Source organism: Fibrobacter sp. UWB7 (genome assembly GCF_900142945.1).
Classification (GTDB): Bacteria; Fibrobacterota; Fibrobacteria; order Fibrobacterales; family Fibrobacteraceae; genus Fibrobacter.
The window spans coordinates 446,513-471,610 of record NZ_FRCO01000002.1 but is presented as its reverse complement, the minus strand read 5'-3'; the positions used below and the strand labels follow the sequence as shown (position 1 = coordinate 471,610).

Annotated in this window: 19 protein-coding genes and 1 riboswitch; of the genes, 14 read left to right on the top strand and 5 right to left on the bottom strand. The window is 47.5% G+C overall.

Annotated features, from left to right (window positions below; genetic code table 11):
• Window positions 1–49 precede the first annotated feature (49 nt).
• Window positions 50–2,626, bottom strand: coding sequence for a response regulator (locus tag BUC30_RS07420; protein ID WP_170861517.1), 2,577 nt, complete (start codon window positions 2,624–2,626; stop codon window positions 50–52).
• Between the two features lie 221 nt (window positions 2,627–2,847).
• Here BUC30_RS07420 and BUC30_RS07415 point away from each other — a divergent pair, with 221 nt between their 5' ends.
• Both BUC30_RS07415 and BUC30_RS07410 read left to right on the top strand, forming a co-directional pair.
• Window positions 2,848–3,444 carry a PadR family transcriptional regulator gene (locus BUC30_RS07415; protein ID WP_014545006.1) on the top strand — a complete coding sequence of 199 codons (597 nt, stop codon included), beginning with the start codon at window positions 2,848–2,850 and terminating at the stop codon, window positions 3,442–3,444.
• Window positions 3,445–3,713: 269 nt separating this feature from the next.
• The gene (locus BUC30_RS07410) at window positions 3,714–6,242 is read left to right on the top strand and encodes a GH36-type glycosyl hydrolase domain-containing protein (protein ID WP_073424249.1); all 2,529 of its coding nucleotides are present in this window, start codon (window positions 3,714–3,716) and stop codon (window positions 6,240–6,242) included.
• A gap of 230 nt (window positions 6,243–6,472) precedes the next feature.
• On the opposite strand, the gene BUC30_RS07405 is transcribed toward BUC30_RS07410, so the two are convergent.
• From BUC30_RS07405 to BUC30_RS07395, 3 genes are all read right to left on the bottom strand, one after another.
• Entirely contained in the window at window positions 6,473–7,765 is a 1,293-nt protein-coding gene (locus tag BUC30_RS07405; RefSeq protein ID WP_073424248.1) for a PAS domain-containing protein, read from the bottom strand.
• A 98-nt stretch (window positions 7,766–7,863) separates the two neighbouring features.
• Complete coding sequence (locus BUC30_RS07400) at window positions 7,864–9,558, bottom strand: proline--tRNA ligase (RefSeq protein ID WP_073424247.1); 1,695 nt, start codon at window positions 9,556–9,558, stop codon at window positions 7,864–7,866.
• A 78-nt stretch (window positions 9,559–9,636) separates the two neighbouring features.
• Complete coding sequence (locus BUC30_RS07395; RefSeq protein ID WP_139260808.1) at window positions 9,637–10,593, bottom strand: hypothetical protein; 957 nt, start codon at window positions 10,591–10,593, stop codon at window positions 9,637–9,639.
• A 167-nt stretch (window positions 10,594–10,760) separates the two neighbouring features.
• Here BUC30_RS07395 and BUC30_RS07390 point away from each other — a divergent pair, with 167 nt between their 5' ends.
• The 8 genes from BUC30_RS07390 (at window position 10,761) to thiH (ending at window position 18,922) form a co-directional block, all read left to right on the top strand.
• Window positions 10,761–11,879 carry a DUF2914 domain-containing protein gene (locus BUC30_RS07390; RefSeq protein WP_073424696.1) on the top strand — a complete coding sequence of 373 codons (1,119 nt, stop codon included), beginning with the start codon at window positions 10,761–10,763 and terminating at the stop codon, window positions 11,877–11,879.
• A 74-nt stretch (window positions 11,880–11,953) separates the two neighbouring features.
• Window positions 11,954–13,273: an FKBP-type peptidyl-prolyl cis-trans isomerase N-terminal domain-containing protein gene (locus tag BUC30_RS07385; RefSeq protein ID WP_073424245.1), complete on the top strand. Its 1,320-nt coding sequence runs from the start codon at window positions 11,954–11,956 to the stop codon at window positions 13,271–13,273.
• A 164-nt stretch (window positions 13,274–13,437) separates the two neighbouring features.
• The gene (gene mnmG, locus BUC30_RS07380; RefSeq protein ID WP_073424244.1) at window positions 13,438–15,339 is read left to right on the top strand and encodes a tRNA uridine-5-carboxymethylaminomethyl(34) synthesis enzyme MnmG; all 1,902 of its coding nucleotides are present in this window, start codon (window positions 13,438–13,440) and stop codon (window positions 15,337–15,339) included.
• A 164-nt stretch (window positions 15,340–15,503) separates the two neighbouring features.
• Window positions 15,504–15,812 (top strand): hypothetical protein, encoded by a 309-nt coding sequence (locus BUC30_RS07375; protein WP_014545014.1) that lies wholly within the window; start codon window positions 15,504–15,506, stop codon window positions 15,810–15,812.
• Window positions 15,813–15,926: 114 nt separating this feature from the next.
• Window positions 15,927–16,030: riboswitch (TPP riboswitch) on the top strand.
• Entirely contained in the window at window positions 16,021–16,227 is a 207-nt protein-coding gene (gene thiS / locus BUC30_RS07370; protein ID WP_014545015.1) for a sulfur carrier protein ThiS, read from the top strand. It overlaps the preceding riboswitch by 10 nt.
• Entirely contained in the window at window positions 16,227–16,871 is a 645-nt protein-coding gene (thiF, locus tag BUC30_RS07365) for a thiamine biosynthesis protein ThiF (protein ID WP_073424243.1), read from the top strand. Before thiS ends, thiF begins: the two co-directional genes overlap by 1 nt.
• A gap of 16 nt (window positions 16,872–16,887) precedes the next feature.
• Complete coding sequence (locus BUC30_RS07360; protein ID WP_073424242.1) at window positions 16,888–17,658, top strand: thiazole synthase; 771 nt, start codon at window positions 16,888–16,890, stop codon at window positions 17,656–17,658.
• Between the two features lies 1 nt (window position 17,659).
• On the top strand, window positions 17,660–18,922 hold the full coding sequence (gene thiH / locus BUC30_RS07355; protein WP_073424241.1) for a 2-iminoacetate synthase ThiH: 1,263 nt from the start codon (window positions 17,660–17,662) through the stop codon (window positions 18,920–18,922).
• 112 nt (window positions 18,923–19,034) lie between these two features.
• Here thiH and BUC30_RS07350 read toward each other — a convergent pair whose 3' ends face one another.
• Window positions 19,035–19,799, bottom strand: coding sequence for a type II secretion system protein (locus BUC30_RS07350; protein ID WP_073424240.1), 765 nt, complete (start codon window positions 19,797–19,799; stop codon window positions 19,035–19,037).
• 179 nt (window positions 19,800–19,978) lie between these two features.
• On the opposite strand from BUC30_RS07350, the gene thiE reads away from it, so the two are divergent.
• The 4 genes from thiE (at window position 19,979) to BUC30_RS07330 (ending at window position 25,094) form a co-directional block, all read left to right on the top strand.
• Entirely contained in the window at window positions 19,979–20,617 is a 639-nt protein-coding gene (gene thiE / locus BUC30_RS07345; protein ID WP_073424239.1) for a thiamine phosphate synthase, read from the top strand.
• A gap of 105 nt (window positions 20,618–20,722) precedes the next feature.
• Window positions 20,723–21,547 carry a type III pantothenate kinase gene (locus BUC30_RS07340; RefSeq protein ID WP_073424238.1) on the top strand — a complete coding sequence of 275 codons (825 nt, stop codon included), beginning with the start codon at window positions 20,723–20,725 and terminating at the stop codon, window positions 21,545–21,547.
• A 19-nt stretch (window positions 21,548–21,566) separates the two neighbouring features.
• Window positions 21,567–23,057 (top strand): hypothetical protein, encoded by a 1,491-nt coding sequence (locus BUC30_RS07335; protein ID WP_073424237.1) that lies wholly within the window; start codon window positions 21,567–21,569, stop codon window positions 23,055–23,057.
• A gap of 72 nt (window positions 23,058–23,129) precedes the next feature.
• The gene (locus BUC30_RS07330) at window positions 23,130–25,094 is read left to right on the top strand and encodes a polysaccharide biosynthesis protein (protein ID WP_244536539.1); all 1,965 of its coding nucleotides are present in this window, start codon (window positions 23,130–23,132) and stop codon (window positions 25,092–25,094) included.
• The last annotated feature ends 4 nt before the right edge of the window (window positions 25,095–25,098 follow it).

Here is a 25,098-nt window from a genome sequence, read left to right as displayed (position 1 = left end):
TATCTCCTTGTCTTATATCATTTATTATAACAAATATTTTTCCACTTGTTTAACTTTGCCTAAAATTAGTCAACATTTGGATAAGTTTTTGGACTTCAATCGGCTTGGCGAGGTGCCCGTTCATGCCCGCGTCAAGTGCGTTTTTCTTGTCTTCTTCAAAAGCATTTGCTGTCATGGCGATAATTGGAATTCTAGACTTTTGCGAATCCTCTAGCTTGCGGATTGCCTTGGTCGCATCGTAGCCGTTCATGCGGGGCATCTGCACGTCCATCAAGATGAGTTCATAATCGCCAGGTGCAGCTTTACGCACTTTATCGACGGCTATATCGCCATCAGTTGCAGTATCGACGATGAGTCCGTTTTCGGTCAGGATTTCTTCGGCGATTTCGCGGTTCATTTCGTTATCTTCAACGAGCAACACCTTCATTCCCTTAAGCGGGATTGTCGTAATGGTTTTCTGTTCTGTGACTTCGGTCTTCAATTCCTGGCACCACTTCATTGGGATGCTCACGACAATCTTTGTACCTTGTCCTTTCTTGGATTCGATTTTGATTGTGCCACCCATGATGTCTGTGAGCTTTTTCACGATGGTCATGCCAAGACCGGTGCCTTGGATACGGCTGACCGTTGTGGAACTTTCGCGTGTAAATTCGTCGTAAATGTGCTCCAAAAATTCAGAGCTCATGCCAATGCCTGAGTCTTCAACAGTAAAAGCGTAAATCCCGTAGCCATCCCGGTCGCATTTTTGCTCTTCGAGTGTACACATGATGGTTCCATTTTCATTCGTGTACTTGATGGCGTTTCCGATGATGTTTGCCGCAATTTGATTGATGCGGTCGCCATCGACAAGGACAAACTTGTGTTCGATGTTCGTGATCGTTGCTGTAAACAGAATGCCCTTTGTTTCGGCGTGCGAACCATACGTTGTCGACAAAGCCTTGATGATATTTTCGAGGTTGCACTTCTGTTCGCTCAAAATAATCTTTCCCGATTCAATACGGGACATTTCAAGAACCTGGTTCACAAGAGACAAAAGCTGCTTACCGGCGATATCGATTTTATCCAAGTATTTCTTGACAGTTTCTTTTTCTTCGATATGTTTTTTCGCCATTGCCGTGAATCCCATGACCGCGTTCATCGGTGTGCGGATGTCGTGTGACATGTTGAACAAGAATGTCGTCTTGGCATTACTTGCTTCGCGGGCGGCGTTCAATGCTTGCGAAAGCTTGCGGTTTGCTTCAATTTCTTTAGATTTTTCAGTGGTGATGTTTCTAAATAAAATAATTCCTTTGTGTACAACATTCTTTTTCACTTCAACAGGAATATACACCATGGTAATGTATTCTTTTTTCCCGTTGGGTTGTGGGCTACAGAATATGACACTTGGAATATAATCGAGAACCTTGCGATCCTTTATGGTTACATTAAAGAAGGTCCTAAAGTCGTCGCCATTCTGCATGTCGTCGTTGAATCTGATAAACCCTTCAACAAGATCATCCAAGCGTCCGTTTTTGGGAAACGGCATTGGCGTGATAGAGAGGTCTTCGAATGTTCCATTCTCGGCATCCACGTAAATCATGGCTCTTGCGATTGTATTTTCGGCTATGGCGATATAGTTCGCCATACGATTCTGCCGGGCTTCGTTACGCCTTATCAACAGTTGTACAATCATGAGATAGACGATATAACCTGCGAATATGCAAATGAGCAAAAACTGAAGCATGCGCCCCGCTTTGATGCCCATGGTATAAAGGGCATTTGCGGCTTCAGTGGGGAAGTTGGAATAAACACTTAAAGGAACCGAGTGTAGCGGAGCGATGTAGCCCTGGATTTCATCGTTTTCTCCTTTGAACTGGTAGCTGGACGGGCTTCGCGTTGTGTAGGCGTATATAATCTTATTTCTGTTTTCTTCATCGAACTTAGAGGTGTAAAGGAAATTCTTGAAGTTATCCTTGGGGAGACCTTGAATCGAAGTTTGCTGTATTTTCATGGTCTCAAGAGCTATGAGATTTTTGCCTTCCGTGTTGATAATGCCAGCGGAAGCATGTGCGCCAAAAACCTTGTAATCAAGCAATCTCTTGATGGTGTTTTCGTCAAATGACGAGAATAGCAGACCAACTATTTTTCTATCGACAATCACAGGAGCGTAAAAGCCGACAGATGCAATTGTAGTATTGGTGGGCATAGCCACGTAAATTCCGCTGTTGCCTTTCATGCCGTCGGTAAAAGCCCACTTATTGCCCACATAAACCTTTTGACCAGAAGTCTTTATAGCCATTCCGCTAGAATCCGCAAAGATCAAATGGTCAAATTGAATCAACTTTTCAAGTTCCGCCAGGAATACGGAACTCATTTGACCGTCTCGAATATCGTTTGAACTGAGCTTGGCTAGCGCTTCGACAGACTTGAGAGAATTGGAAAAAATATCGTCGAGCTTATTAGCCATCGCTAGGGTGATATCCTTGATATAGTCCCTATTGCGAGCTGTAACCGCGCTTTTGTCTTCTTTTTGGAACGCAGCAAAAGCCTCGATGATCAAATAGACAACGAGAATAAGAGGTGCAAACCTTATAATCGAAAATTTTAATCGATTGTTTTTTCTTTTTATTTTCTGAATAGTCTGCACAAAGCTCCCCAATATCTACTAGCAACCAATAGAAATATAAACTAATTATCCCAATAAGAATGGAGAGTTGCCTAAAAAAAGAGTATTTGCGGATTTACGGGACTAAATTCAAAAATTTTCCGAATTTTTACATCATGTTGTTTCTTTTCCGCGAAAAAAATGTAATTTTCTTGTTAGTCAATTATTCCAAATTGGAATACTAGCAAAATCAAGGAATTTAAATGAACCGTTACGATCTTGTATTGCTCGGCCTCATTCTGGAACACGAACGCAGTGGGTATGATATTATCACGGAAATTCGTGATCGTGAACTTGACCGCTGGGCTAAGATTAGCACTTCGACCGTTTATAATAGACTGATAACGCTTGAAAAGAATGAATGCATTGTCGGTCATTCCGAACGCGACGGAAACCGCCCGGAACGCATGGTGTTCAACATCACGGACAAGGGTAGGGAAGTGCTGCGCAAGGAAGTCCTCAAGCATTTGACCGGTTTCAACGACGATCCGCGTACGCTTGGTTTTGCTTTCCTTTATGGTGCCGAAAACAAAGAAGTTATCCGCACGCTCGAAGTGCATGAACGTAGACTGGTTCAGGAAATCGAAAATCTCGAAAAGATGATTGCCGAAGAGCCACGTCCGACGCTTTACCCGGAAGGACCGTTCCTCAACTGCATGAGCCGCGACCACATCTTGGTGGAACTCAAGTACGTGCGTGCCGCCATCGGCATTTTGCGCGACCCGGTCCGCAGCAAGAAACTCGGTGGATACTTCTACATCAATTTCGGTAACAGAGATTTTGAAAAGTTTGATGAATAGAGCTTAGACGAGTGCTCGTCATCCTGACACCGTAGGTGGAAGGATCCAGTGCTTTCTTTGACTGGATTCTTCGCTTTGCTCAGAATGACGGAATTAAAGACGTTCTCTAAGTTCTATCAACTAAATTCTACCAACTAAAAACTATATTTACCCGCAAAATTTGAAGGAAATTAACGAGTTCAGAACATCGAATATCAGATTCACAATTCCGGATTCCTAATTCCTACTTCCGAATTTAACTAACCCCCCCCCTCTCTAACGGAGATAAAATGGCTACAAAAACAGTGAAGAAGAGCGCTGCAAAGAAGGCCCCGGCAAAGAAGACCGCTAAGGTCGCTGCCCCGAAGTATGGCTACTTTGATGACGCTGCAAAAGAATACGTGCTCACCACCCCGGCTACCCCGATCAAGTGGTGCAACTACGTCGGTACTCTTAACTTCGGCGGTATCGTCGATACGACCGGCGGCACTCTCGTTTGCAAAGGCGACCCGGCTCTCAACCGTATCACCAAGTACATTGCACAGATGCCGTGCTCTGACTTCAAGGCCAGCACTATCTACATCCGTATCAAGGATGGCAAGAGCTACAAGATTTTCTCCCCGTTCTACGTTCCGACTTTGACCAAGATGGACAAGTGGGAATGCCACGTGGGCCTTTCCTACATGCGTTGGATTGCCGAAGCTTTCGGTCTCCGCGTGCAGGTCACGATTTTCGTTCCGACGGGCTCCAACACTCTCCTCCAGGACATCCAGGTGACGAACATTGCCGGTGGCGCTAAGGAAGTGGACATCATCCCGGTTTATGAATTCAGCCACTTTGAAGCTGAAAAGCAGCTCACGAACGCCGACTGGGTTCCGCAGACCATGACCCTCAAGGGTCACTGGGAAAAGGACGGCCACGTCGTTTTGGAACAGTACGCTTACATGAAGCGTGACTACGCTGTGAACTACGTTACTGCTGACTGCAAGGTTGGTTCCTTCGATGGTGACCGCCGCGTATTCCTCGGCCATAACGAAATGGGTTCTTGGGCAAATCCGCTCAGCCTCCAGAACAAGGAACTTGCTAACAGCGAATGCGACCGTGGCGATAACATCGCCGCTCTCATGATCCACGCTGGCAAGATCGCTGCCAAGAAGACTTTCCGTACCTGCACCCAGCTCGGTCAGGAACAGAGCCTCAAGGTTGCAGCTAAGGCTATCAAGAAGTACCGCGATCTCAAGAACGTGGACAAGGCTTTCGAAGAACTCGCAAAGTTCTGGGAAAACTACCTCTCCACGATCCAGGTCAAGACCCCGGATGCTTCCTTCAACACGATGGTGAACGTGCACAACCCGCGTCAGTGCCACACCACCAAGAACTGGAGCCGCTACTTATCCCTCTACCAGTTGGGCTACGGCACCAGCCGCGGTATCGGTTACCGTGACTCTACTCAGGACCTCATGGGCGTTATGAGCCACATGCCTGAAGAAGCTCTCGTTCTTACGAAGAACCTCATCTCCGTGCAGCGTCCGGAAGGTAACGCTATGCACCAGTACGCTCCGCTCGCTCTTGCTGAAGACACGGGTAACGAAGCTAACGCCGGCGATTCCCGCGAAAAGGCTGGCGTCCTTGATGCCGATGGCAATCCGATGTATGCCGACTGGTACGGCGATGACCATCTCTGGATCGTTCTCACTGTCGCTTCCTACCTCAAGGAAACCGGCAAGATGGAACTCCTCAACGAAAAGCAGTCGTTCTACGTTCCTGGCAAGAAGCGTGGCGAACGTCCGGAAGGCACAATTCTCGAACACTTGAAGCGCGCTCTCCAGTTCACTCGTGAACACCTCGGTCAGCACAATTTGCCGCTCCTCGGCTTCGCTGACTGGAACGACTGCATGAACCTCCCGCTCGGTGCTGAATCTACGTTCAACACTGCTTTGTACGCAAAGGCTTTGCTCGAAATGATGGGCATTGAAGAAGCTCTCGGCGACAAGGAAGCCGTTGAAATGTACAAGGGCTGGTACGAAGATGTCAAGAAGGCATTCAACGATAGCGCTTGGGACGGCAAGTGGTGGACTCGTTGGTTTGACAAGGACGGCAACGGTTACGGTGTTTCTTCTGCCAAGTACGGCAAGATTTACTGCAACGGTCAGTCCTGGCCGGTCATCTCCGGCATTGCTTTCGGTGACCGCGCTGTGCAGGGTATGGACAGCTTGAACAAGCTCCTCAACACCAAGTACGGTGTGAAGAGCTCTACTCCGGGTTACCGTGGCTTTGAACCGGCTGTCGGTGGCATCTCCACCTATCCTCCTGGAGCAAAGGAAAACGGCGGTATCTTCCTCCACACGAACCCGTGGGTGATGATCGCCGAAACGATCCTCGGCCGTGGCGATAACGCTTTCCAGTACTACAACCAGATCAACCCGGCTTCCAAGAATGACATCCTCGACGTGTTCGAATCTGAACCGTACTGCTATCCGCAGAACATCCTCGGTGACGAACACAAGCAGTTCGGTATGGGCCGTAACGCATGGCTCTCCGGTACTTCTACTTGGACGTACCAGGCTGCAACGCAGTTCATCCTCGGTATCCGCGCAAGCTTCACCGGTCTCGTCGTTGATCCTTGCATCCCGAGCGCATGGGATGGCTTCGAAGCTACCCGTAAGTTCCGTGGTGCTACCTACCAGATCACCGTGAAGAACCCGGATCACATCTGCAAGGGTGTCGCAAAGATGGTCGTTGACGGTCAGGAAATTGATTCCAACGTCGCCCCAATCTTTACGAAGGGTGTGCACAAGGTCGAAGTCACCTTGGGTTAAGAAACACATATAGCCGTCGCGATAGTTCGTCAATCTCGCCCTCACGTAGGAAACTACGCTACGGGCGATCTTTCCTGCTCTCGCTAGGCTCTCTGCGTTTCTTGAAACGATAATTCGGTTCTAATCCAAATTCGGAATTTTAGACGCCAGTCTCTCACGAGGCTGGTGTTTTTTATAAAAAAAATTCCATTGCTTTGCAATGGAATTGTGAATTTATACTTAAAGAGGTTTTATCCCGAGATTCGCATGTAGACGCAAAGTACACGGCTTACGGTATAGCCGGACTTGAGGAGCGATTTGAGCATCGGTACAACGTTGATTGTTGTAATCCAGTCACTATCAGCAAATTTGCCTTTCCAGCTTTTGGCTGAACCGTTGTCGAATACGTCCTTGATCATGGAATCATAATAGGGGAGATATTTGATGGAAATGACATCCTTGAGGGATTGATTGATGACTTCGTCGGTCTTGGCAAATCCAGAGTCTGTGGCAAAGGCGTTGTTGCATCCAAGAATGGTAAAGTTGCGGTCGACCCAGAAAATACCGATGTTCGGGAAATTGAATAGTGAATTTATTAGAGATTCTTCAATGCCGCTCTTCATGAGGAACGGAATTTCAGGTGAGGTTTCGACGCGGCGGGCAGAACCCATCATCACGATGCGGTCTTCGTCATCAGGGGCGAGGTGACCGCGGAAGTCGTACCACACGAGGTTCTTTTCACTGTTCCAGCAACGGATTTTGAGAGTGCCGAATCGTGCGTTTTCGTTGGCGAGGCGGTTGAGCTGGCTCAGTTCGTCAAGCAGGTGCCCTTTGTCATCATAGGCGGCTTCGCCACCAGCTTTCATCATGCATTCGTTCATCACACGTTCGAGCAACTTGAAGTCATCTTCTGGCATGAGCGATTCAATATCGACAACACCGCCAGAACGGGGTACGTCGCGGTAGTCATCGTCCATCATTGGCGTGAGCAAAAAGAGCTGGCGGCTTTCAAAATCGAATTTCCACAGGAAGTCGCCGGTATTGCGGAGCAAAGACTTGAGTTTTGTTTCAGCCTCGTCTAAGCGGTGCTGGTTTTCGACTGTGTTAGAAATGTTCTTAATCAAGCAGATGTAACGAGACTCGTCCATCGAAAGGCGTTGGTGCTGGCAGCGCATTTCGAACCAGAGCATGGTGCCGTCATCACGCTTGTACGAGAACATGAACGGCATTTCGGGGTGCTTGTCGATATCGTCAAAGTAAAGCTTGAGACGAGCCCAGTCCTTCGGCGGAAGAATGTCTCGGAACAAGCGGTCCTTGCTCAAATTATCAAAGAGCGGGTCCGACATGAACTGCGGAAGTGAACTGATGAATTCAAACTTGTCGGAAAGTACGACGATGAACTCACCAAGGTTGCCCGCGAAAAGCGTATAAAGCCTTTGCCTCTTCCAGTAGTCGAGCAACAGCAAAATGGTGACAATCAATAAAAGCAAGAGCACGGTGCAGATATAGCACCAGCCCACAGACCAGTCAATAGAGTTCATCATACGTTTATAAGATAATCAATTTTACAGGGATGGGGCAATAGAGCAAAGAAAAAAGCCTGCCACGAAGGGCAGGCGGGAATAACGTTATTCTTTTCGTCTTATTCAGCGAAGTATTCCTTGGCCTTGGCGATAACGTCTTCAACCTTGACCATGGTGAACTGCTTTTCGTTGCGGAACTTCCATTCAACTTCGCCGTTTGCGAGGCCCTTCTTGCCGATGGCGATACGCACCGGAGAACCCCAGAGGTCAGCGTCCTTGAACTTCACGCCCGGACGTTCGTCGCGGTCGTCCACGAGCACATCGATGCCAGCGGCTTCGAGTTCCTTTTCGAACTTTTCAGCGAGTTCCATGAGTTCAGCTTCCTTGCCGATCGGAACAATTTCCACCTGGAACGGAGCGATGGACTTGGGCCAGATCGGTCCGAAGTCATCGTGGCTGTTTTCCACGACGGATGCCATCAAGCGACCCACGCCAATGCCGTAGCAGCCCATGATGGCCGGAGCGGTCGTCTTTTCGGCGGTGAGGAACTTGGCGCCCATGGATTCAGAGAACTTGGTGCCGAGCTTGAAGATGTTACCCATTTCGATGCCGCGGGTTTCGGTGAGGAGTTCACCGCAGCAGGGGCACTTGCAGACTTCGGAAGCTTCGGCGATGTCGGCCACTTCGAATTTCGGGAAGTCGCGCTTCGGGTTGCAATGCTTGAAGTGGAAGCCTTCTTCGTTTGCGCCCGTGACGAGATCGAAGGAATCTGCGATGGCTTCGTCCACGATGATGCGGGTGTCGTGAGAATTGATCGGGGATGCAAAGCCCGGAACCATGCCGCAAGCCTTGATGAGGCTGTCTTCGGCGGGGTAAAGTTCCTTGGCCTTCAAGAGGTTGTGGAGCTTGATTTCGGAAACGTCGAGGTTGCCCGGAACCACGACCGTGATGAGTTTGCCTTCGAAGTCGAAGAACACGCACTTGGCGGTAGATTCTGCCGGAACGTTCAGGAACTTGGTGATTTCTTCGATGCTTTCGCTGTTCGGCGTGGCAACCTTTTCGAGGGCTGCGTTTTCGTCGCCCTTGAACGGCACGCGCTGGAACTTGGCGATTTCGCGGTTGGCCTGGTAGCCGCACTTCTTGCAGAGAATCAAGTAGTCTTCGCCGTTTGGAGTATCGAGCATGAATTCGTGAGCGACCTTACCGCCCATGATACCCGTATCGCTCTGCACCACCACCGGTTCAATGCCCACGCGACGGTAGATGCGGAGGTAGGCGTCGTATTCTTCCTGGTAGTGACGGTCGAGGTCTTCCTGGCTGGTGTGGAAACTGTAAGCATCCTTCATCAAGAATTCGCGGACACGGATAAGACCACCGCGGGCACGGGCTTCGTCACGGTACTTGGTCTTGAACTGGTAGAGCATTACCGGCAGCTGCTTGTAGCTGTTGAGCACGTAGCGCACGAGGTCGGTCATGGCTTCTTCGTGCGTCATGGCGAGCACCATGTTGTGGTTGTTGCGGTCCTTGAAGCGGAGGAGTTCTTCGCCAATAGCCTGATAACGACCAGATTCGCTCCAGAGTTCAGCGGTCTGCACCACCGGCAAGTCCACTTCGATACCGCCAATCTTGTTCATTTCTTCGCGGATGATGTTTACGATCTTCTGGATGACACGGTAACCAATCGGCATCATGGAATAGATACCGGTAGAAACGGGCTTGATGTAGCCACCGCGCATGAGGAAGATGTGGGAGGGCATGGTGGCATCGCTCGGCGTTTCGCGGAGCGTGACGTAAAAGTACTTGGAGAGTTTCATCGTTAATGACCTTTTAAAATTTTACGGCGTAAATGTAGCTAAAAAGCCATTACCGGACAAGCGCTCTCCAAATCAAAACTAATTGAAAACTTGCACTCGGCGAGTCTCTGAACCCACCTTAACCCAATAGGTGCCCGGCGCCATGATGGCGATATTCGTTGAACCATTGACGCGCCCTTTTTGGATTGTTTGCCCCTTGGAATTGAATACGGAAAACACATTCGGTTCCGAACTGAAAATTTGAATTTGCAAGCCTGAAGAATGAATTTTGATTTGCGAAACAGATTTGCTTGGTCCTTTTAAATCCAATGTTTCGTTATCACTTTTCGAGACGAATTTTATGGTTTTATCGAATTCTTCTCCATTTATACTTATTCTTGCAGCGAGCTTGTATTCACCTTCAGGAAACATCGTTGTTTGAATCGTAATGTTTCCACCGCAGAAACGCACAATTTCATTTTCATCACATGTCATTTGTTTTTCAGTTTGGATGGTGTCGCCTGAAGTATTGAGTATGCTGTAATAAACTTCAGTTGCCTTGAATGGGTATTCATAAGGCGGATCGGGAATAACTGTCTTTTTCGTGTAGTAGCAGTGCGGACGAAGATCTTCATCGGTTAAATTACCAGATTCCCCCCAAAGGTAATCTCCGTAGTATTCTTCATCAGGAACATAATAGAGCGCATTGATTTGGGCGTTTCCGAAATCAAAAACTTCTGCAAGAAACTTGACATCAAAAGCAATTAATGTATCAGCTCCAATTTTACTTAAACCAATAGGGTGTTCTAAAGCTTTATCCTCATTGCAGTAAAAAAGTACGGAGGTTGGCAAATCAGCCTTGTCCCAACTATACGAATACCAACCAGGATATTCTTCGTCTTTCTGCATGGCTTGTAAGTTCCCATCGCTACTGATTACAATTCCGGCTCCTGACTCTATCCAGCATTGATCATTAGGAATTAGGAAATGAACCGTAAATGTTTCTGCGGATATTAAAGTTGCTAACCCCAAAAGCAACAAAACAAATTTTTTCATGAATTTCTCCTTTTTTGATAACATTTATAATTTAGCTTGTTTTAGATGATGAAGCGCTTTTTAGAGTAATTTTGCTTTTCCCACTTTAATTTTTTGTTGCATGCGTTGCATATAGGATCCCCACATGCTCCATGACAGGTTCTCCTATAATTTTGTATCTTACGGTCATGGAATTTTTAAACCATTTGCGGGAAAAAGCCGCGGTACAAAAAATCGAAAAGTTCATTCCGGCGATTGCATTTTTGGGCGGGTTCAGCTGGGACTCGATGACCATTGGGCATAAAGTTTATGGAAGAGACTTAATTTTGTTGTCGTTCTATTATCTAGTGGCTCTCGTTTCGATTTATTTTATTGCGACAAAAAGTGTAATCAATGAAGATGATGAACACGACGACTTTCCATCATTTTTCAGTAGAGTTTTAAATCGTGAATGGCCGTCTTCTTGGGTTGACCGATTGACTTGGGCTGTGCAGTTTTGTTTTGGGAACCTTTATAGCGCACTTGTCATTTGCTATTTCAAAAGCTCTGGTTCCATCGCGTCTTTTACCATCGTTTTATTCCTAATTGCGCTTCTTGTCGGTAACGAATTTTTGAAACAGAAATATGAAAAATTTGGAGTAAGTCTTGCGTTCTTTTGTCTACTTGGGACGATGTTCTTCAATTTTTTAATTCCGCACTTGGTTCATGAGATGGGGACGTTTTGGTTCTTTTTCAGCACGATAGTTTCGGTCTTCATCTGCTATTTACTTTGGTTTAAATCAAAGCATGAAAAACGGAATCTCATAGCACCCATAACGATTAGTCTGGTCCTTTCCATAGCGTATTTAGCCAACTGGATTCCTCCTGTTCCGCTAATCGTGAAACAACAAATTGTCTGTAAAAATTTTGACAACGAAACGTACTCGTGCGATACCGACAGGCTCAATTTTTGGCAACGCAATGGTTTTGCTCAGTCGACTATTCACAAAGAAGATGGCGATGAAATTTACTTCATGTCCTCGGTTTATGGCCCGGCAGAACTCAAGGCTCCTGTTGAATTTCGATGGTATTACAAAGAACCATCCACAGGAAAGTTTAAATTGACGGACAAGATTTCTTCGAACCGAATGGTTATTCGGGGTGGGCGAGATGCTGGTTATCGAAGTTATTCCAAAAAGAAAAATATCCTCGCAGGGGCATACCGTGTGGAAACGGCTTACAAGGATGGGGCTGTTATCGGTTCAACTTCGTTCAAAGTGCTCGAAGGAACGCCCCAAAAAGGTTTTGTCCGTGATTCCCTACGCTAAAAATATGTATATTAACACGCGAAAATAGGAATGGGTGCATTCCTAATGATTTTTTGACTTAGGAGTCTAAAAAAATGAAATTGAAAAAGATTGCTCTTGGTGCTGCAGCCCTTGCCTTGGTTGCTTGTGGCGAAGCCCAGAAACCAGTTGCTAAAGCTGCTGCTATCGCTCTGGATTCTGCAGATGACCAAAAATTTGCATACATGCTTGGTGCCCAGTTCGGCCTTCAGAATTTTGCCAATCTTCCTTGGCAGTCTGGTGAAGGCATCGACGAAGATGCTACGGTTCAGGGTTTCCGTGATGGTCTTGCAAACTTGAAAGACACGAGCGCAAAGCTTCAGCTCCCTCAGGATACACTTGCTTCTGTTAGCAAACAAATCCAGAATGCAATGCGTGAACGCTATTTCAAGACGCAACCGGATTCTACCGCCAAGGATTTGAGTGACGAACAGCGCCGCGCTCTTGTTGATTCGCTCCGCAAGGCTTTACCGGTCACTCCGGCTCCTGCTGTTGCTAACGCTAATGTAAAACTCACTTTGGATGCTTCTTTGCAGCAGAAGTTCTCCTACCTCGTCGGTGTTCAGTTTGGTAACCAGTTCTATAGCATTGGTCGCCAATTCCAGACGGATTTCGATGGAGAATACTTTGTGCTCGGTATTCGCGATGCTGGCAAGCGCGTTCGCGACACGACGTTCAAGATGGTCCTTTCGGATGACTCTTTGAAGGCTGTCGGCGATCGCTACAACGAAAAGCTGAAGACAATCCGTGAAGAAATGACCAAGAAGCAGCAGGCTGAAGAAGAAAAGCTTAAAGCTGAAGTCGCTTCCCTCCGTGGTGATACGCTTGCAAACGGCATGCCTGCTAAGATGAACTTCAGCGTGAAGGCTTCCGGTATTACGGTGAAGGGCGAAGACTTGAGCGCTTTTGCTGGCAAGCCGCTCCTCATGTTCTACTTCTCTGCAACTTGCGGTCACTGCGCACATGCCGCTCCGCAGATTCTCGAAATTGCAAAGGAATTTGCTCAGAAGGGTCTCACGACTGTTTCTATCGCTAGCGGTGGAAACAACAAACCGGGTATCCGTCGCTTTATCGACGATGCCAAGTTCGATGAAACGATTAGCGTCGTTTGGGACGAATCTCGCCAGTTCGGTGAACTTTACAGCGATGGCTACGTTCCGAAGGTCTATCTCGTGAATCCGGATGGCTCTTACAAGCAGTATGCTGCCTTCGAAAAGGAAAAGGATGACCTGAAGAAGGAAATCGCAGAACTCCTCAACGGCAAGAACGTTGAATGGAAGATCGAAGTCAAGAAGCCGGCTGCTGATTCCGCCAAGGCTCCTGAAACAAAGCAGGAAACCAAGAAGGACGCCAAGTCCGCTAAGGCAAAGAAGTAAGCCAAATTTTCTTGTGCCGGGCGTTGTTCCGGTATAGCCTTTGAACGCATCTCGTAACGCGGGATGCGTTCTTTTTGTAGTGCGTTTTTATATAGCCGAAAGCCCTATAAATTTCTAAATTGCGTGAAAAATCGCATATCGCCTGAATCGCAAAAGAAAAGTCTATGATTATCGCAGAATTTGATGTTGTCGTCGTCGGTGGTGGTCACGCCGGTATTGAAGCTACGCATGCCGCATGGAAGATTGGTGTCAAAACCGCCATGCTCACGATGGATTTGAATGCTATCGGCAGAATGTCGTGCAACCCAGCAGTCGGTGGCGTTGCTAAAGGCCAAATTGTTCGCGACATCGATGCTCTCGGTGGTCTCATGGGGCTTTTGACTGACAAGGCTGGCATCCAGTTCCGCATGCTCAATATGAGCAAGGGCCCTGCCGTTTGGGGACCGCGTGCACAGTGCGATATGAAGTATTACAGTGAAGTTGCCCGCGAGACGATGGAAAGCTTGCCGGGACTCACGCTGATTCAAGGCGAACTTGCATCGTTTGAACGTATGAACGACGGTCGATTGGAACTCACGCTTTTGAATGGCGACCGCTATATCACACGTGCGATTGTGGTGACGAGCGGAACATTCCTTGCCTCCAAGATGTTCACCGGGCTTGAAACGAGCATCGGTGGGCGAGTGGGCGAGCCGAGTGCAGACAAACTCTCGGAATGTTTGGCAAAGAACGGCATCCGTCTGCGCCGCCTAAAAACAGGCACGCCGAGCCGCCTGGATCCGGATTCTATCGACTTTAACGAGTGCGATGTGCAACATGGCGACGAACACCCGTGGCCGATGAGCGACCGCCATTTTGATGGTGCTACTCCCGACAAATTCTGGGGAGACCAAGTTAACAAGTTTATCCGCAATGATTGCGTCTGCTGGATTACGCGCACAAACATCAAGACGCATGATATTCTGCGCAGTGGCTTTAAGGATAGCCCGATGTTCAGCGGCCGTATCCACGGCAAGGGCCCGCGCTACTGCCCGAGTATCGAAGATAAAATCAACCGTTTTGGCGACCGCGACGGGCACCAGCTGTTCCTTGAACCGGAACAGGCTGACATCGGGCGTGTGTACATCAACGGTTTCAGCTCGAGCTTGCCGGCTGACATCCAGCTTGCAGCCATCCATACGATTCCGGGCCTTACCCGCGCGAAAGTGCTCCAAATCGGTTACGCTGTGGAATACGATTCCGTCGATGCCACGCAACTTTACCCGACGTTCGAATGCAAAAATGTTCCCGGACTCTACTTTGCAGGTCAGGTCTGCGGCACAAGCGGTTACGAAGAAGCAGCGGGGCAGGGCCTTATGGCAGGCATCAACGCAGCACTCAAGGTCAAGGGCGAGGAACCGTTCATTCTCGGGCGCTCCGAAAGCTATCTCGGCGTGATGGTCGATGACCTCGTGAACATTTTGCTCGATGAACCGTACCGCATGTTCACTAGCCGTGCGGAATACCGTCTGTTCCTCCGCAGTGACAATGCCGAAATGCGTCTCAAGGAAAAGGCACGCAAGATTGGCATGATCAGCGACCGCGATTGGGAAGACTGGACTCGTCGCCGCGACCTTATGGCAAGCCTCAAGACTCAATTTACGGAAACGTCCGCAACGCCGGAAGAAGCGAATACGATTCTTGAAGCGGGCGGTCAGGCTCTTGCCTCCGAACGCACCCGCTGGATCAACGTGCTCCGCCGTCCGGGAATCGACCCCGAAACCTTCTTCAAGGTGGCGGCACCAGACGCAAAAATCACGCGCCGTGACCAGTGGTACATGTATGCCGAAGAGCTCTATGCCGGTTTCTTTGACCGCCAGGAACGCGAAATTGACGACCAGAAGAAGATGGAAAAGGTCAAGCTCTCGCCGGACTTCGATTACATGTCCATTACAGCCATCAGCATTGAAAGCCGCCAGCGCCTCAACGCCCACAAGCCGCTTACGCTTGGACAGGCTAGCCGCGTGCCCGGAGTGCGCCCCGCCGACATCACCGTCCTCGCGCATTGGATTGAATCTAGAACCTAGTCAATAGTCATTGGTCAATAGTTGATGAAGCCTCAAAAGGTACGGCTATTTGGCTAACGACTACTGACTAATAACTAAGGACCATAGCGTGTTCACTTGCAATTTCATAGTTTTTTACTATCTTTGCGCCCGTCAACTTAAACAATTTTCCAAGAGGTATATATATGGCAGAAGAAGCAGAAGTCAAATCCACAGAAGAAGTTAAGCCTCAGGAAACAAAATCCCAAGAAAAATCTCAAGTAAAGAAGGCTCCGTCCAAGAAAAAGCGCCCGTTCAACGGCAAGCGCAAGGGTGGTGCTCCTGCTGCTGCAAAGAAGCCGGCTGTCTTTAGTGATTCCCTGGAAGATCGTTTCCCCAACCTTGCCGCAAAGCTCAAGAAGTCCATCGAAGATGGTATCAAGCAGAAGATCAAGGACGCTCAGAACGATCCGAAGGTCAAGGCCGCCTCTAAGAAATTTGCTAAGGACAAGTAATCTTACTTCTCATAATCTTTTGAAAATGCTCCGCTTCGCGGGGCATTTTTGCTTTTAGAAAAAGCGTGGCAAAGCCCCAAGTTAGTTGCCAAATACATCTCCAATAGTTAATTTTATTGCGCTTACGGGAGCTCGTAAAACGGGCTGAGAGGAAGTTGAAAACTTCGACCGAACCTGATTTGGATAATGCCAACGTAGGGAGGTTCCATTGAACTCAAATCCAGTCAAAATCAACGGTGAAAACGTCGCAGCGGCAGGCATGACCATTGCCGAATATTTGGCGTCCGCAAATTACGATACAAAACGCATCGCCGTTGAGCGCAATTTGGAAATCGTCCCCAAATCAAAGTATGCTGAGGTCGTCCTCGAAGCGGGGGATGTCGTCGAAGTTGTGAACTTTGTTGGAGGCGGGTGATGGAAAGCGTTCGAATCCCGAGCAGGGAAGAGTTCCGACGCGCACTCGTACAAAAGCAAGGCGAAGAAATCGTTCAAAAATTGGAACAAGCCACCGTTGCCATCTGTGGTGTAGGTGGACTCGGCTCAAATGTCGCCATCAATCTCGCTCGCGCGGGCATTAAGAAGCTCATTCTCGTGGATTTTGACCGTGTTGACGTGACGAACTTGCAACGCCAGCAGTACAAGGCATCTCAGGTTGGAGAGCCTAAAGCGTTTGCGCTCGTCGAAAATTTGAAAGAAATAGCACCGTACACAGAGCTTGAAGCATACGAGGAAAAAATCACGGAAGAAAACATCGACAAGTTCGTGACTAACGCCGATGTTGTATGCGAAGCGTTCGACAATCCCGAAACAAAGTCGATGCTTGTAAACGCTGTGCTTGAAAAGTATCCGCAAAAATATCTCGTTGCCGCCTCTGGAATGGCAGGCACGGACGATGCGAATTCCATCAAGACGCGTAAGATTTCAAAACATTTTTACCTCTGTGGCGATGGCAAGAGCGATGTGACTCAAGGACTTGCGCTCCTAGCTCCACGCGTGCAGATTTGCGCAGCGCATGAGGCGCTCACGATTATCCGGATTATTGCCGGTCTAGAAGTTTAACATAAAGGACATGCAAATGAATTCTGACAAACTTGTTATTGGCGGTCATGAATTTGATTCTCGTTTTATTCTCGGTTCTGGAAAGTATTCCCTCAAGCTCATTGAAGCTGCGGTCAAGGATGCGGGCGCTCAAATTGTAACGCTTGCCGTTCGCCGTGCAAACACGAAGGAACACGAAAACATCCTCGACTACATTCCGAAAAATGTTACGCTTTTGCCGAATACGTCGGGCGCTCGCAATGCCGAAGAAGCTGTGCGCATTGCAAGACTTTCCCGTGAACTCGGTTGCGGCGACTTCGTGAAAATCGAAATCATGCGCGATACCAAGTACTTGCTCCCGGACAATGCCGAAACCATCAAGGCTACCGAAACGCTTGCCAAAGAAGGTTTTGTCGTAATGCCTTACATGTATCCGGATTTGAACGTGGCTCGCGACCTCGTGAATGCGGGTGCTGCCGCCGTAATGCCTCTTGCATCGCCGATTGGTTCGAACAAGGGCCTTTGCACAAAAGACTTTATCCAGATTTTGATTGACGAAATCGAACTCCCGATTATCGTAGATGCTGGTATTGGCAAACCGTCCGAAGCTTGCGCCACCATGGAAATGGGCGCTGCTGCCATTATGGCGAACACCGCTCTTGCAACAGCGGGCGACATTACGCAGATGGCTTCTGCATTCAAACTTGCCATTGAAGCTGGCCGCAAGGCTTACCTCGCTGGGCTTGGTCGTGTGCTTTCTCGTGGGGCATCGGCATCTGATCCGCTTACAGGATTCTTGAGGGATTAAAATGGCCGAACGCAAAGACAACAATTACTTTTTTGATTCTGGAAATCTCTCGCCGGCGGCTCTAGAACGCAAGCACAGAATCGAAACAGATCCGTCTGTCCGCACGGACATCATGGAATACCTGCCGGGAATGGAAGTGATTCATTCCGACATCCGCGACAAGGTTCTTGATGCATTCGAAAGCTACGATGCTTCCAAGTACACCGCTCGCGATGTGCAGTTTGCCTTGCAGCACGACACTTGCTCGATCGAAGATTTCAAGGCTTTGCTATCTCCTGCAGCGGCTCCGTTCCTCGAACAGATGGCAGCCAAGGCAAAGATTGAGACTGGCCGCCATTTCGGCAATAACGTCTACCTCTTTACGCCGCTCTACATCGCAAACTACTGCGAAAACTACTGCGTCTATTGCGGTTTCAACTGCTACAATCACATCAAGCGTATGCAGTTGAACATGGAACAAATCGAGCATGAGATGAAGGTCATCGCCGACAGTGGCATGGAAGAAGTCTTGTTACTCACGGGCGAAAGCCGCGCCAAAAGCAGTGTCGAATACATCGGTGAAGCTTGCAAGCTTGCCCGCAAGTACTTCAAGCTCGTCGGCGTCGAAGTTTATCCGGTGAATGTCGATGAGTACAAGTATCTGCATGAATGCGGCGTCGATTACGTGACGGTGTTCCAAGAAACCTACGACCGCAAACGTTACGAACAACTTCATTTGCTCGGTCACAAACGCGTATTCCCGTACCGCTTTGATTCTCAGGAACGTGCCCTCATGGGGGGCATGCGCGGCTGCGGATTCTCGGCACTTCTTGGACTTTCGGACTTCCGCCGTGACGCTCTCGCCAGTGCCCTGCATGTTTACTACTTACAAAAGAAGTATCCGCATGCCGAAATGAGCCTCAGCTGTCCGCGTCTCCGTCCGATTGTGAACAACGAAAAAATCAGCCCGCTCGACGTTCACGAAAAGGAACTCTGCCAGGTGCTTTGCGCTTACCGCATTTTCCTCCCGTTCGTGGGCATCACGGTCTCGAGCCGCGAAAGCAAGGAATTCCGCAATGGCATCGTGAAAATCGCCGCCACGAAGATTTCCGCAGGCGTCTCGACCGGCATTGGTGACCACGAAAGCAAATACAGTGGTCACGACGATGGGGAAGGCGGCGATGAACAGTTCGAAATCAATGACGGCCGCAGCATCGACAAAATGTACGCCGATATGAGCAATGAAGGCATGCAGCCGGTCTTAAACGACTATCTGTATGTCTAGCCGTTAGTCATTGGTCATTAGTCATTAGTTAATTTCAAGCGATATCGCAATAGAAAACGCCTCGGAAAAAATCCGGGGCGTTTTGTTGAGGAGGAAAATACTTGTTTTATTCCTATTTACTATTTTTGCAGCCTTTTCTTCCGTAAGTCGAAAAGCATGTACCATAATCAGACTTGTATGCACTTTGCCAATCTTTTCCGCTTGGAAGCAGGTACACTTCAAGGGAGTAGGGATTATCTGGGTCTGACCAACGTAAACTAAGTGTATAACGGGTGTTGTCATCTATTTTTCCGACATTTAGAGCCTTACTTTGGAAAAGCTTTCGTATCGGGGCCATTCTGTAAATATCCATAGTACCATTTCTGAACTTTTTTGTTGTGAAGACATCGTTTCCTTCAATTTCGGGATCTTTTTTATTAAGTCTTTCTGCAATAATTTCAGCGACTCCTTCAAAGTTTGCGTCTCTAAGGGCGTTGTAGAATGTTCCTGCGTCACCGATCATTTCACAGATGTTGATATTTGCGGGTAAAGTTCTATGCTTTCCCTGAACGTTGATAGATGTGTTTTTATGCAATTCTATTACGAACAACGTTGCTCCTGTATTAGTCGACTGCGCGTAGTTGAGTTTTTTCGAGAATGCGTCTCTATCTACGCCAGTGACTGGATCGTAAACATCCATTGCTGCATTATCTTCAATAAGCGCTAAGTTAATAGCGTTTCGAAGGTCATAAAGCTTCATCAAGTCGATTTTTTCACGAGCTTTTTCGCCAAAACCAAAAAGTTTCGGCACAGCTACGGTGGATAGGATACCCATAATTGCGATAACCACCATAAGCTCCATGAGGGTAATACCCCTCTTTGAATTCATCGGTTTCATAATATCGCTCCATATGTCTGTAGGACTTATCGTCCTTGTTTTTTTATAAAAATAGATAAGTAAGTTGGGATGTGACGTATTTTCGTGATAAAAAAGTAATAAGCGTGAGAAATTGCACAGATTTCAAGCTTTAAGCTGTTTTATTCCAAAATGGATTATTTTTTTCTACCTTTAAAAACATGAAAAATCTTGATACAACGCTCTATTTCATTACCGATAGCACGAGTGTGCCTGCTGAACGTTTTTTACCTACTGTAGAAGCCGCTTGTAAAGGCGGGGCTACGCTTATCCAGCTTCGCGAAAAGAACCGCTCGACACGTGAATACATGGAGCTTGCTGCTGCAACTCATGAAGTAACGAAGCGTTACAACATTCCGTTGATTATTGATGACCGCGTTGATGTGGCGCTCGCCATCGGCGCCGAAGGTGTGCATGTCGGACAGACGGATATGCCGGTAAAAATTGCTCGTCAATTGATGGGTGCAGATAAAATAATTGGGGCGACGACCAAGACCGTTCCTCAGGCTTTAGAAGCTTATGAACAGGGTGCGGACTATCTTGGTGTGGGGGCTATTTACCCGACGACTACTAAAGTTGTCACAATCCTCACAAGTGTTGATACTCTCAAAGCCATTGTGAATGCTGTGCCAATAAAAGTGAATGCCATTGGTGGGCTCAACAAGGATAATATCGATGTGCTCAAGGGTTCTGGCATTTCAGGAATTTGTGCCGTTTCTGCCATTATGAAATCGGCGGATCCTGAAAAAGCGACACGGGAATTGAAACAGGCTTTTTTTAAACTAGTCAATAGTCATTAGTCTTTAGTTATTAGTTTTTAATTTGGCAGCTATGCTGCGATTATAAAAACCAATGACCAATAACCATTAACCAATAACTAATTGATTATTACTATCTTTTTTGCAATGAAAAAGAATTTAAAGAATACTTTGTCGTTTGTTGTTGATGTAGGCAACTCTCACACGGTCCTTGGAATATATAAGGGCGACAAAGTTGTAGATCACTGGAGACTTACGACTCGCAAGCAAACGACCTCGGACGAGGTGATGAATCGCGTGGGTGGTCTAATCCATCTTTCAAAAATCAAGTTAGAAGCGGTGACGCATGTGGGGCTTTCGACTGTGGTGCCGTCTTTGGAGCGCCCGTGGGTCAAGGCTCTGCAGACGCTTCTCAAGCGCCCGGTACAGGTGGTTAGTTCGACGAACTGTTTGAACTGCCCGATTGCATACCCGAACCCAAGTACGCTGGGTGCCGACCGTCTCTGCAATATCATTGCACTCAAGGAACGAGGATACACCGATGCCATCGTCATTGACATGGGTACGGCAACAACGTTTGATGTGATGAAGGATGGGGGCTTTGCTGGTGGTATTATCATCCCGGGCATCAGCGCTAGTCTCGATGTGCTCACTGAAAAAGCGGCTCGCCTTTTGCCGGTAAGTATTGAATGGCCCAAGCGCCTCATCGCAAACAATACTGACGACGCTATCCGCGCGGGTCTCCTGTTTGGTTTCATGGCTGAACTCGAAACGTTAGTCGCCAAGATTAAGCAAGAAATGGGCAAGAAGGATGTCCCTGTTTTTGCAACGGGTGGCTGGGGTCGCACAGTCGTTGGGCATACCAAAATAATTGATACTTACGATCCGTATTTGACTCTTGATGGTGTACGACTGGTCGCTCTTCGCGGAGATTCAGCAGCCGAAGTCATCGATAAAGACGCGGAAGAATAAATTTTAAGTGGAGGGGAGAATGAAATCAATTCTTGCAGCTCTTGTTCTGGTTGTCGCCTCTTTTGCTGAAACCGGATTTTCTACAGTTGTTGGTGCCGAACGCACTCGCAACTTGCGCGGGCTTGATTACGCGCCGATGCTTTTTGAATACCATCGTCAGACGGTTGGCGAAGGAAATCATTTTTTCACGTATCCGCGTCGCGATACGACGTTCCAAAAAGATTTTTATAAGAATCATAAAAATGCGATGGCTTTCTTTGAAAGCGATAGCAATTCTTCGCACAGGTTCGCCATTGCTGTAAGCCCGATTCTCGGAATCGACTACAAGTCCTCTTCTGCGCTTGGAGATACAATTTGGCCGGCGGTTGATGGAGGGCTTTTCATTCGCGGTTTTGCGGATTCCTTGGACTTTGACCTCGATGCAAGAATCTATTCCGAAGGGCATGCTGCCAAGAAACCTAAGAGCTATGACCACGAAGTTTTCGATGTGCAGAGCAAGGACCGTGGTGATGGTGGTATTGACTATGTGAGTTTTTCCCGCTACCGCGCTCACTTGGCTTTGAATTATGCGTGGGCAAGGCTTCAGCTCGCTCGTGATGTCTTGCACTGGGGTCCTGGATACTACAACAATCTTTCGCTTAACCAGTTTGCGCTCCCGTACAATATGCTTTCGTTAGACCTTACTTTTGGTCCGTTGCGCATCTACAGCGTGTATGCGGATCTTCGTGTAACGTCCTGGAGCTACAGCAAAGACAACTTGAACGACCGCAATCTTTACGCTCATCGTTACGAGCTCGCTCTCAAAAATTTCACGTTGGGCATTTCTGAAATCCAGATCCTCTACAATGAGAATAAGCCTTGGTTGTTTGTCCCGATAGCCCCCTTGTTTATCGAAAAAGGGAACTATTCCGAACGCGTCAATAACGGTGCTCTTGCCATCGACATGAACATCCAGCTGTTCAAGTTGGCGCGTATTTATGGTGAATTTTTCTTGGACGATATGGAATCGCCTTATGCCGTTTACCAGAACCGCTATAGCAACAACCGTTGGGCTGCCATGCTAGGTGTTCAGGTCGCTCGTGATATGGAAGTAAATGGAAAGTTTTTGCAATTAGGAACAATTGCCGAAATTGCCCGAGTTGAACCTTTTACGTACTGCCATTACGACACCGCCCAGGCTCAAATGGCGCATCTTGGACTCCCGCTCGGAAACCCCAATGGACCGAACTCTTTGGCTTTGGATTGGACGCTTTATAGCCGCCTTTTCTGGAATGCGTCTTCGAGCTTTTTCTTTGGTCTCCACAACAAGTGGCTCTGGAAAGGGGTGGATTATGGTAGCGATATCAACGACCCTTATAAGACTCAACGCAAGAAATTTGTGGATGGAGCACCCCTCCAATATACCATTGCGCCCTCTGTGAACTATAGTGGACAACATATTTCTTATGAGCTGGAGCTAGTTTTTGGAGATATTCGCGCTGTTTTTCTACGTGCTACCTTGCACTGGTAGCCTTTTATAACTATTTTGTAACATAAGAAACCGATTAAAGTTAAAGGTTTTTAACAAAAAGGTATTTTGGCCATGTCCAAACTGATGGGATTGTTCTCGAACTTTAGAATTCGCAAGCGCGTTTTAGCGATTGCAGACGCTTTTATTGTTGTTGTTGCAGGATTGTTCGCTAACATTCCTTTGCCGCTGTACGCTAACGCAATCGATCGTGCTGACTTATTGGCGTTGTTCTTTTTAAGTGTCATCTTGTGCTTTAGCAGCTTGCTTTTCTTTGGTGCCTACAATAAGCTTTGGCGTTATCTTAACCGTTATGATTTTTACACTTGCATTAAGGGCGTGTTTGTCGGTCTCTTGGTAACACACATTTTCTTCTATCTGATTAACGGTAACCTGCATTGGCAGTTCGCTTTGACACAAGCGCTTATCGCTAGCTTTGGCGTTTGCCTTTTCCGCTACATGTTCCGTAAAACTTTCATTTCCTTGGTCAATACGGGACATCAAGAAGCCATCAGAAAGCGTACCATGATTATCGGTGCTGGTAATGCTGCTAGACTTTTGCTCAACGAAATCAAGAACAGTGTAAAGGATGCTCAAAACGGCGTCGCCACATCAAACGCTTCAAAGATTAATCCTGTTTGCCTTATTGACGATGATCGTCAAAAAATCGGTAAAACGTACGAAGATGTTCTTGTTGCTGGTTCGACAAGCGACATTCCAAAAATCGCAAAGCAAGAGCAGATTGAACAGATCCTTTTTGCTATCCCGAGCTGCCCGCCGAAAGATCGTCAAGCTATTATGGATTTGTGCGGTAAGACCGGACTTCCGGTAAAGGTCATTCCGTTTGTGGGTACGATTTTGGATACTTCCAGTGTCGGAGACGGTTCGACCAGCTTTGCAACGCAGATTCGCGATATCAAGGTCGAAGACTTGCTTGGTCGTGACCCGATCAAGTTTGATAACAAGGACATCCGTGCTTACATCGAAAATAAAGTTTGTATGGTGACCGGCGGTGGTGGTAGTATCGGTAGTGAACTTGTTCGTCAAATTGCAAAGTATAATCCCAAACAAATTATCATTGTCGATATTTACGAAAACAACGCTTACGACATCCAGCAAGAACTTGTGATGGAATACGGAAAGTCTTTGAACCTTGTAACGCTCATCGCTAGTGTTCGTGACTATTTCCGCATGAACCAAATTTTCAAGACTTACAATCCAGAAGTGATTTTCCATGCCGCAGCTCATAAGCATGTGCCGCTTATGGAAAACAATCCGATGGAAGCAATTAAGAACAACGTTATTGGAACATTCAACGTGGCTACACTTGCCATGTTCAATAATGTCAAAAAGTTTGTGATGATCAGTACCGATAAGGCGGTGAACCCGACAAATGTCATGGGTGCTTCCAAGCGCTGCTGCGAAATGATTGTTCGTTTTATGTCTATGCAGAAGGACAGTAACACGGAATTCGTGGTAACCCGTTTTGGTAACGTCCTTGGCAGTAACGGTAGTGTGATTCCGCTGTTCAAGCGCCAAATTGAACAGGGTAAGCCTGTAACAGTGACTCACCCGGAAATCATCCGCTACTTCATGACTATACCGGAAGCAGTGAGCCTTGTGCTCGAGGCCGCAAGTATTGCTCATGGCGGCGAAATCTTTGTGCTCGATATGGGTATGCCGGTTAAGATTGTAACGCTTGCCGAAAACTTGATCCGTATGTATGGCAAGGTGCCGTACAAGGATGTGCCTATCAAGTTCACGGGACTCCGTCCGGGTGAAAAGATCAAGGAAGAACTTTTGATGAACGAAGAAGGCTTGAAGAAGACAAAGAACAAGCTCATCTTCATCGGTAAGCAAATTGATATTGACACTTCCAAGTTCATCAATGAACTTTGGAAACTCAAGAGTGCCGCTTCAGAGAACAATGATGAAATTGCCATTAGCGCACTGCATGAAATTGTCCCGACGTTCACGACTCCAGAAAAGTTCAACAGCACGATTCTGAAGAATTCTGAACCCGCAGCACAAAAAGCTTAACAAC

Bases quoted from the DNA above. Each gene is read 5' to 3' on its own strand.
- BUC30_RS07415 (WP_014545006.1), top strand. From the start codon at position 2,848: ATGAACCGTTACGATCTTGTATTGCTCGGCCTCATTCTGGAACACGAA.
- BUC30_RS07410 (WP_073424249.1), top strand. From the start codon at position 3,714: ATGGCTACAAAAACAGTGAAGAAGAGCGCTGCAAAGAAGGCCCCGGCA.
- BUC30_RS07405 (WP_073424248.1), bottom strand. From the start codon at position 7,765: ATGATGAACTCTATTGACTGGTCTGTGGGCTGGTGCTATATCTGCACC.
- BUC30_RS07400 (WP_073424247.1), bottom strand. From the start codon at position 9,558: ATGAAACTCTCCAAGTACTTTTACGTCACGCTCCGCGAAACGCCGAGC.
- BUC30_RS07395 (WP_139260808.1), bottom strand. From the start codon at position 10,593: ATGAAAAAATTTGTTTTGTTGCTTTTGGGGTTAGCAACTTTAATATCC.
- BUC30_RS07390 (WP_073424696.1), top strand. From the start codon at position 10,761: ATGGAATTTTTAAACCATTTGCGGGAAAAAGCCGCGGTACAAAAAATC.
- BUC30_RS07385 (WP_073424245.1), top strand. From the start codon at position 11,954: ATGAAATTGAAAAAGATTGCTCTTGGTGCTGCAGCCCTTGCCTTGGTT.
- mnmG (WP_073424244.1), top strand. From the start codon at position 13,438: ATGATTATCGCAGAATTTGATGTTGTCGTCGTCGGTGGTGGTCACGCC.
- BUC30_RS07375 (WP_014545014.1), top strand. From the start codon at position 15,504: ATGGCAGAAGAAGCAGAAGTCAAATCCACAGAAGAAGTTAAGCCTCAG.
- thiF (WP_073424243.1), top strand. From the start codon at position 16,227: ATGGAAAGCGTTCGAATCCCGAGCAGGGAAGAGTTCCGACGCGCACTC.
- BUC30_RS07360 (WP_073424242.1), top strand. From the start codon at position 16,888: ATGAATTCTGACAAACTTGTTATTGGCGGTCATGAATTTGATTCTCGT.
- thiH (WP_073424241.1), top strand. From the start codon at position 17,660: ATGGCCGAACGCAAAGACAACAATTACTTTTTTGATTCTGGAAATCTC.
- BUC30_RS07350 (WP_073424240.1), bottom strand. From the start codon at position 19,799: ATGAAACCGATGAATTCAAAGAGGGGTATTACCCTCATGGAGCTTATG.
- thiE (WP_073424239.1), top strand. From the start codon at position 19,979: ATGAAAAATCTTGATACAACGCTCTATTTCATTACCGATAGCACGAGT.
- BUC30_RS07340 (WP_073424238.1), top strand. From the start codon at position 20,723: ATGAAAAAGAATTTAAAGAATACTTTGTCGTTTGTTGTTGATGTAGGC.
- BUC30_RS07335 (WP_073424237.1), top strand. From the start codon at position 21,567: ATGAAATCAATTCTTGCAGCTCTTGTTCTGGTTGTCGCCTCTTTTGCT.
- BUC30_RS07330 (WP_244536539.1), top strand. From the start codon at position 23,130: ATGTCCAAACTGATGGGATTGTTCTCGAACTTTAGAATTCGCAAGCGC.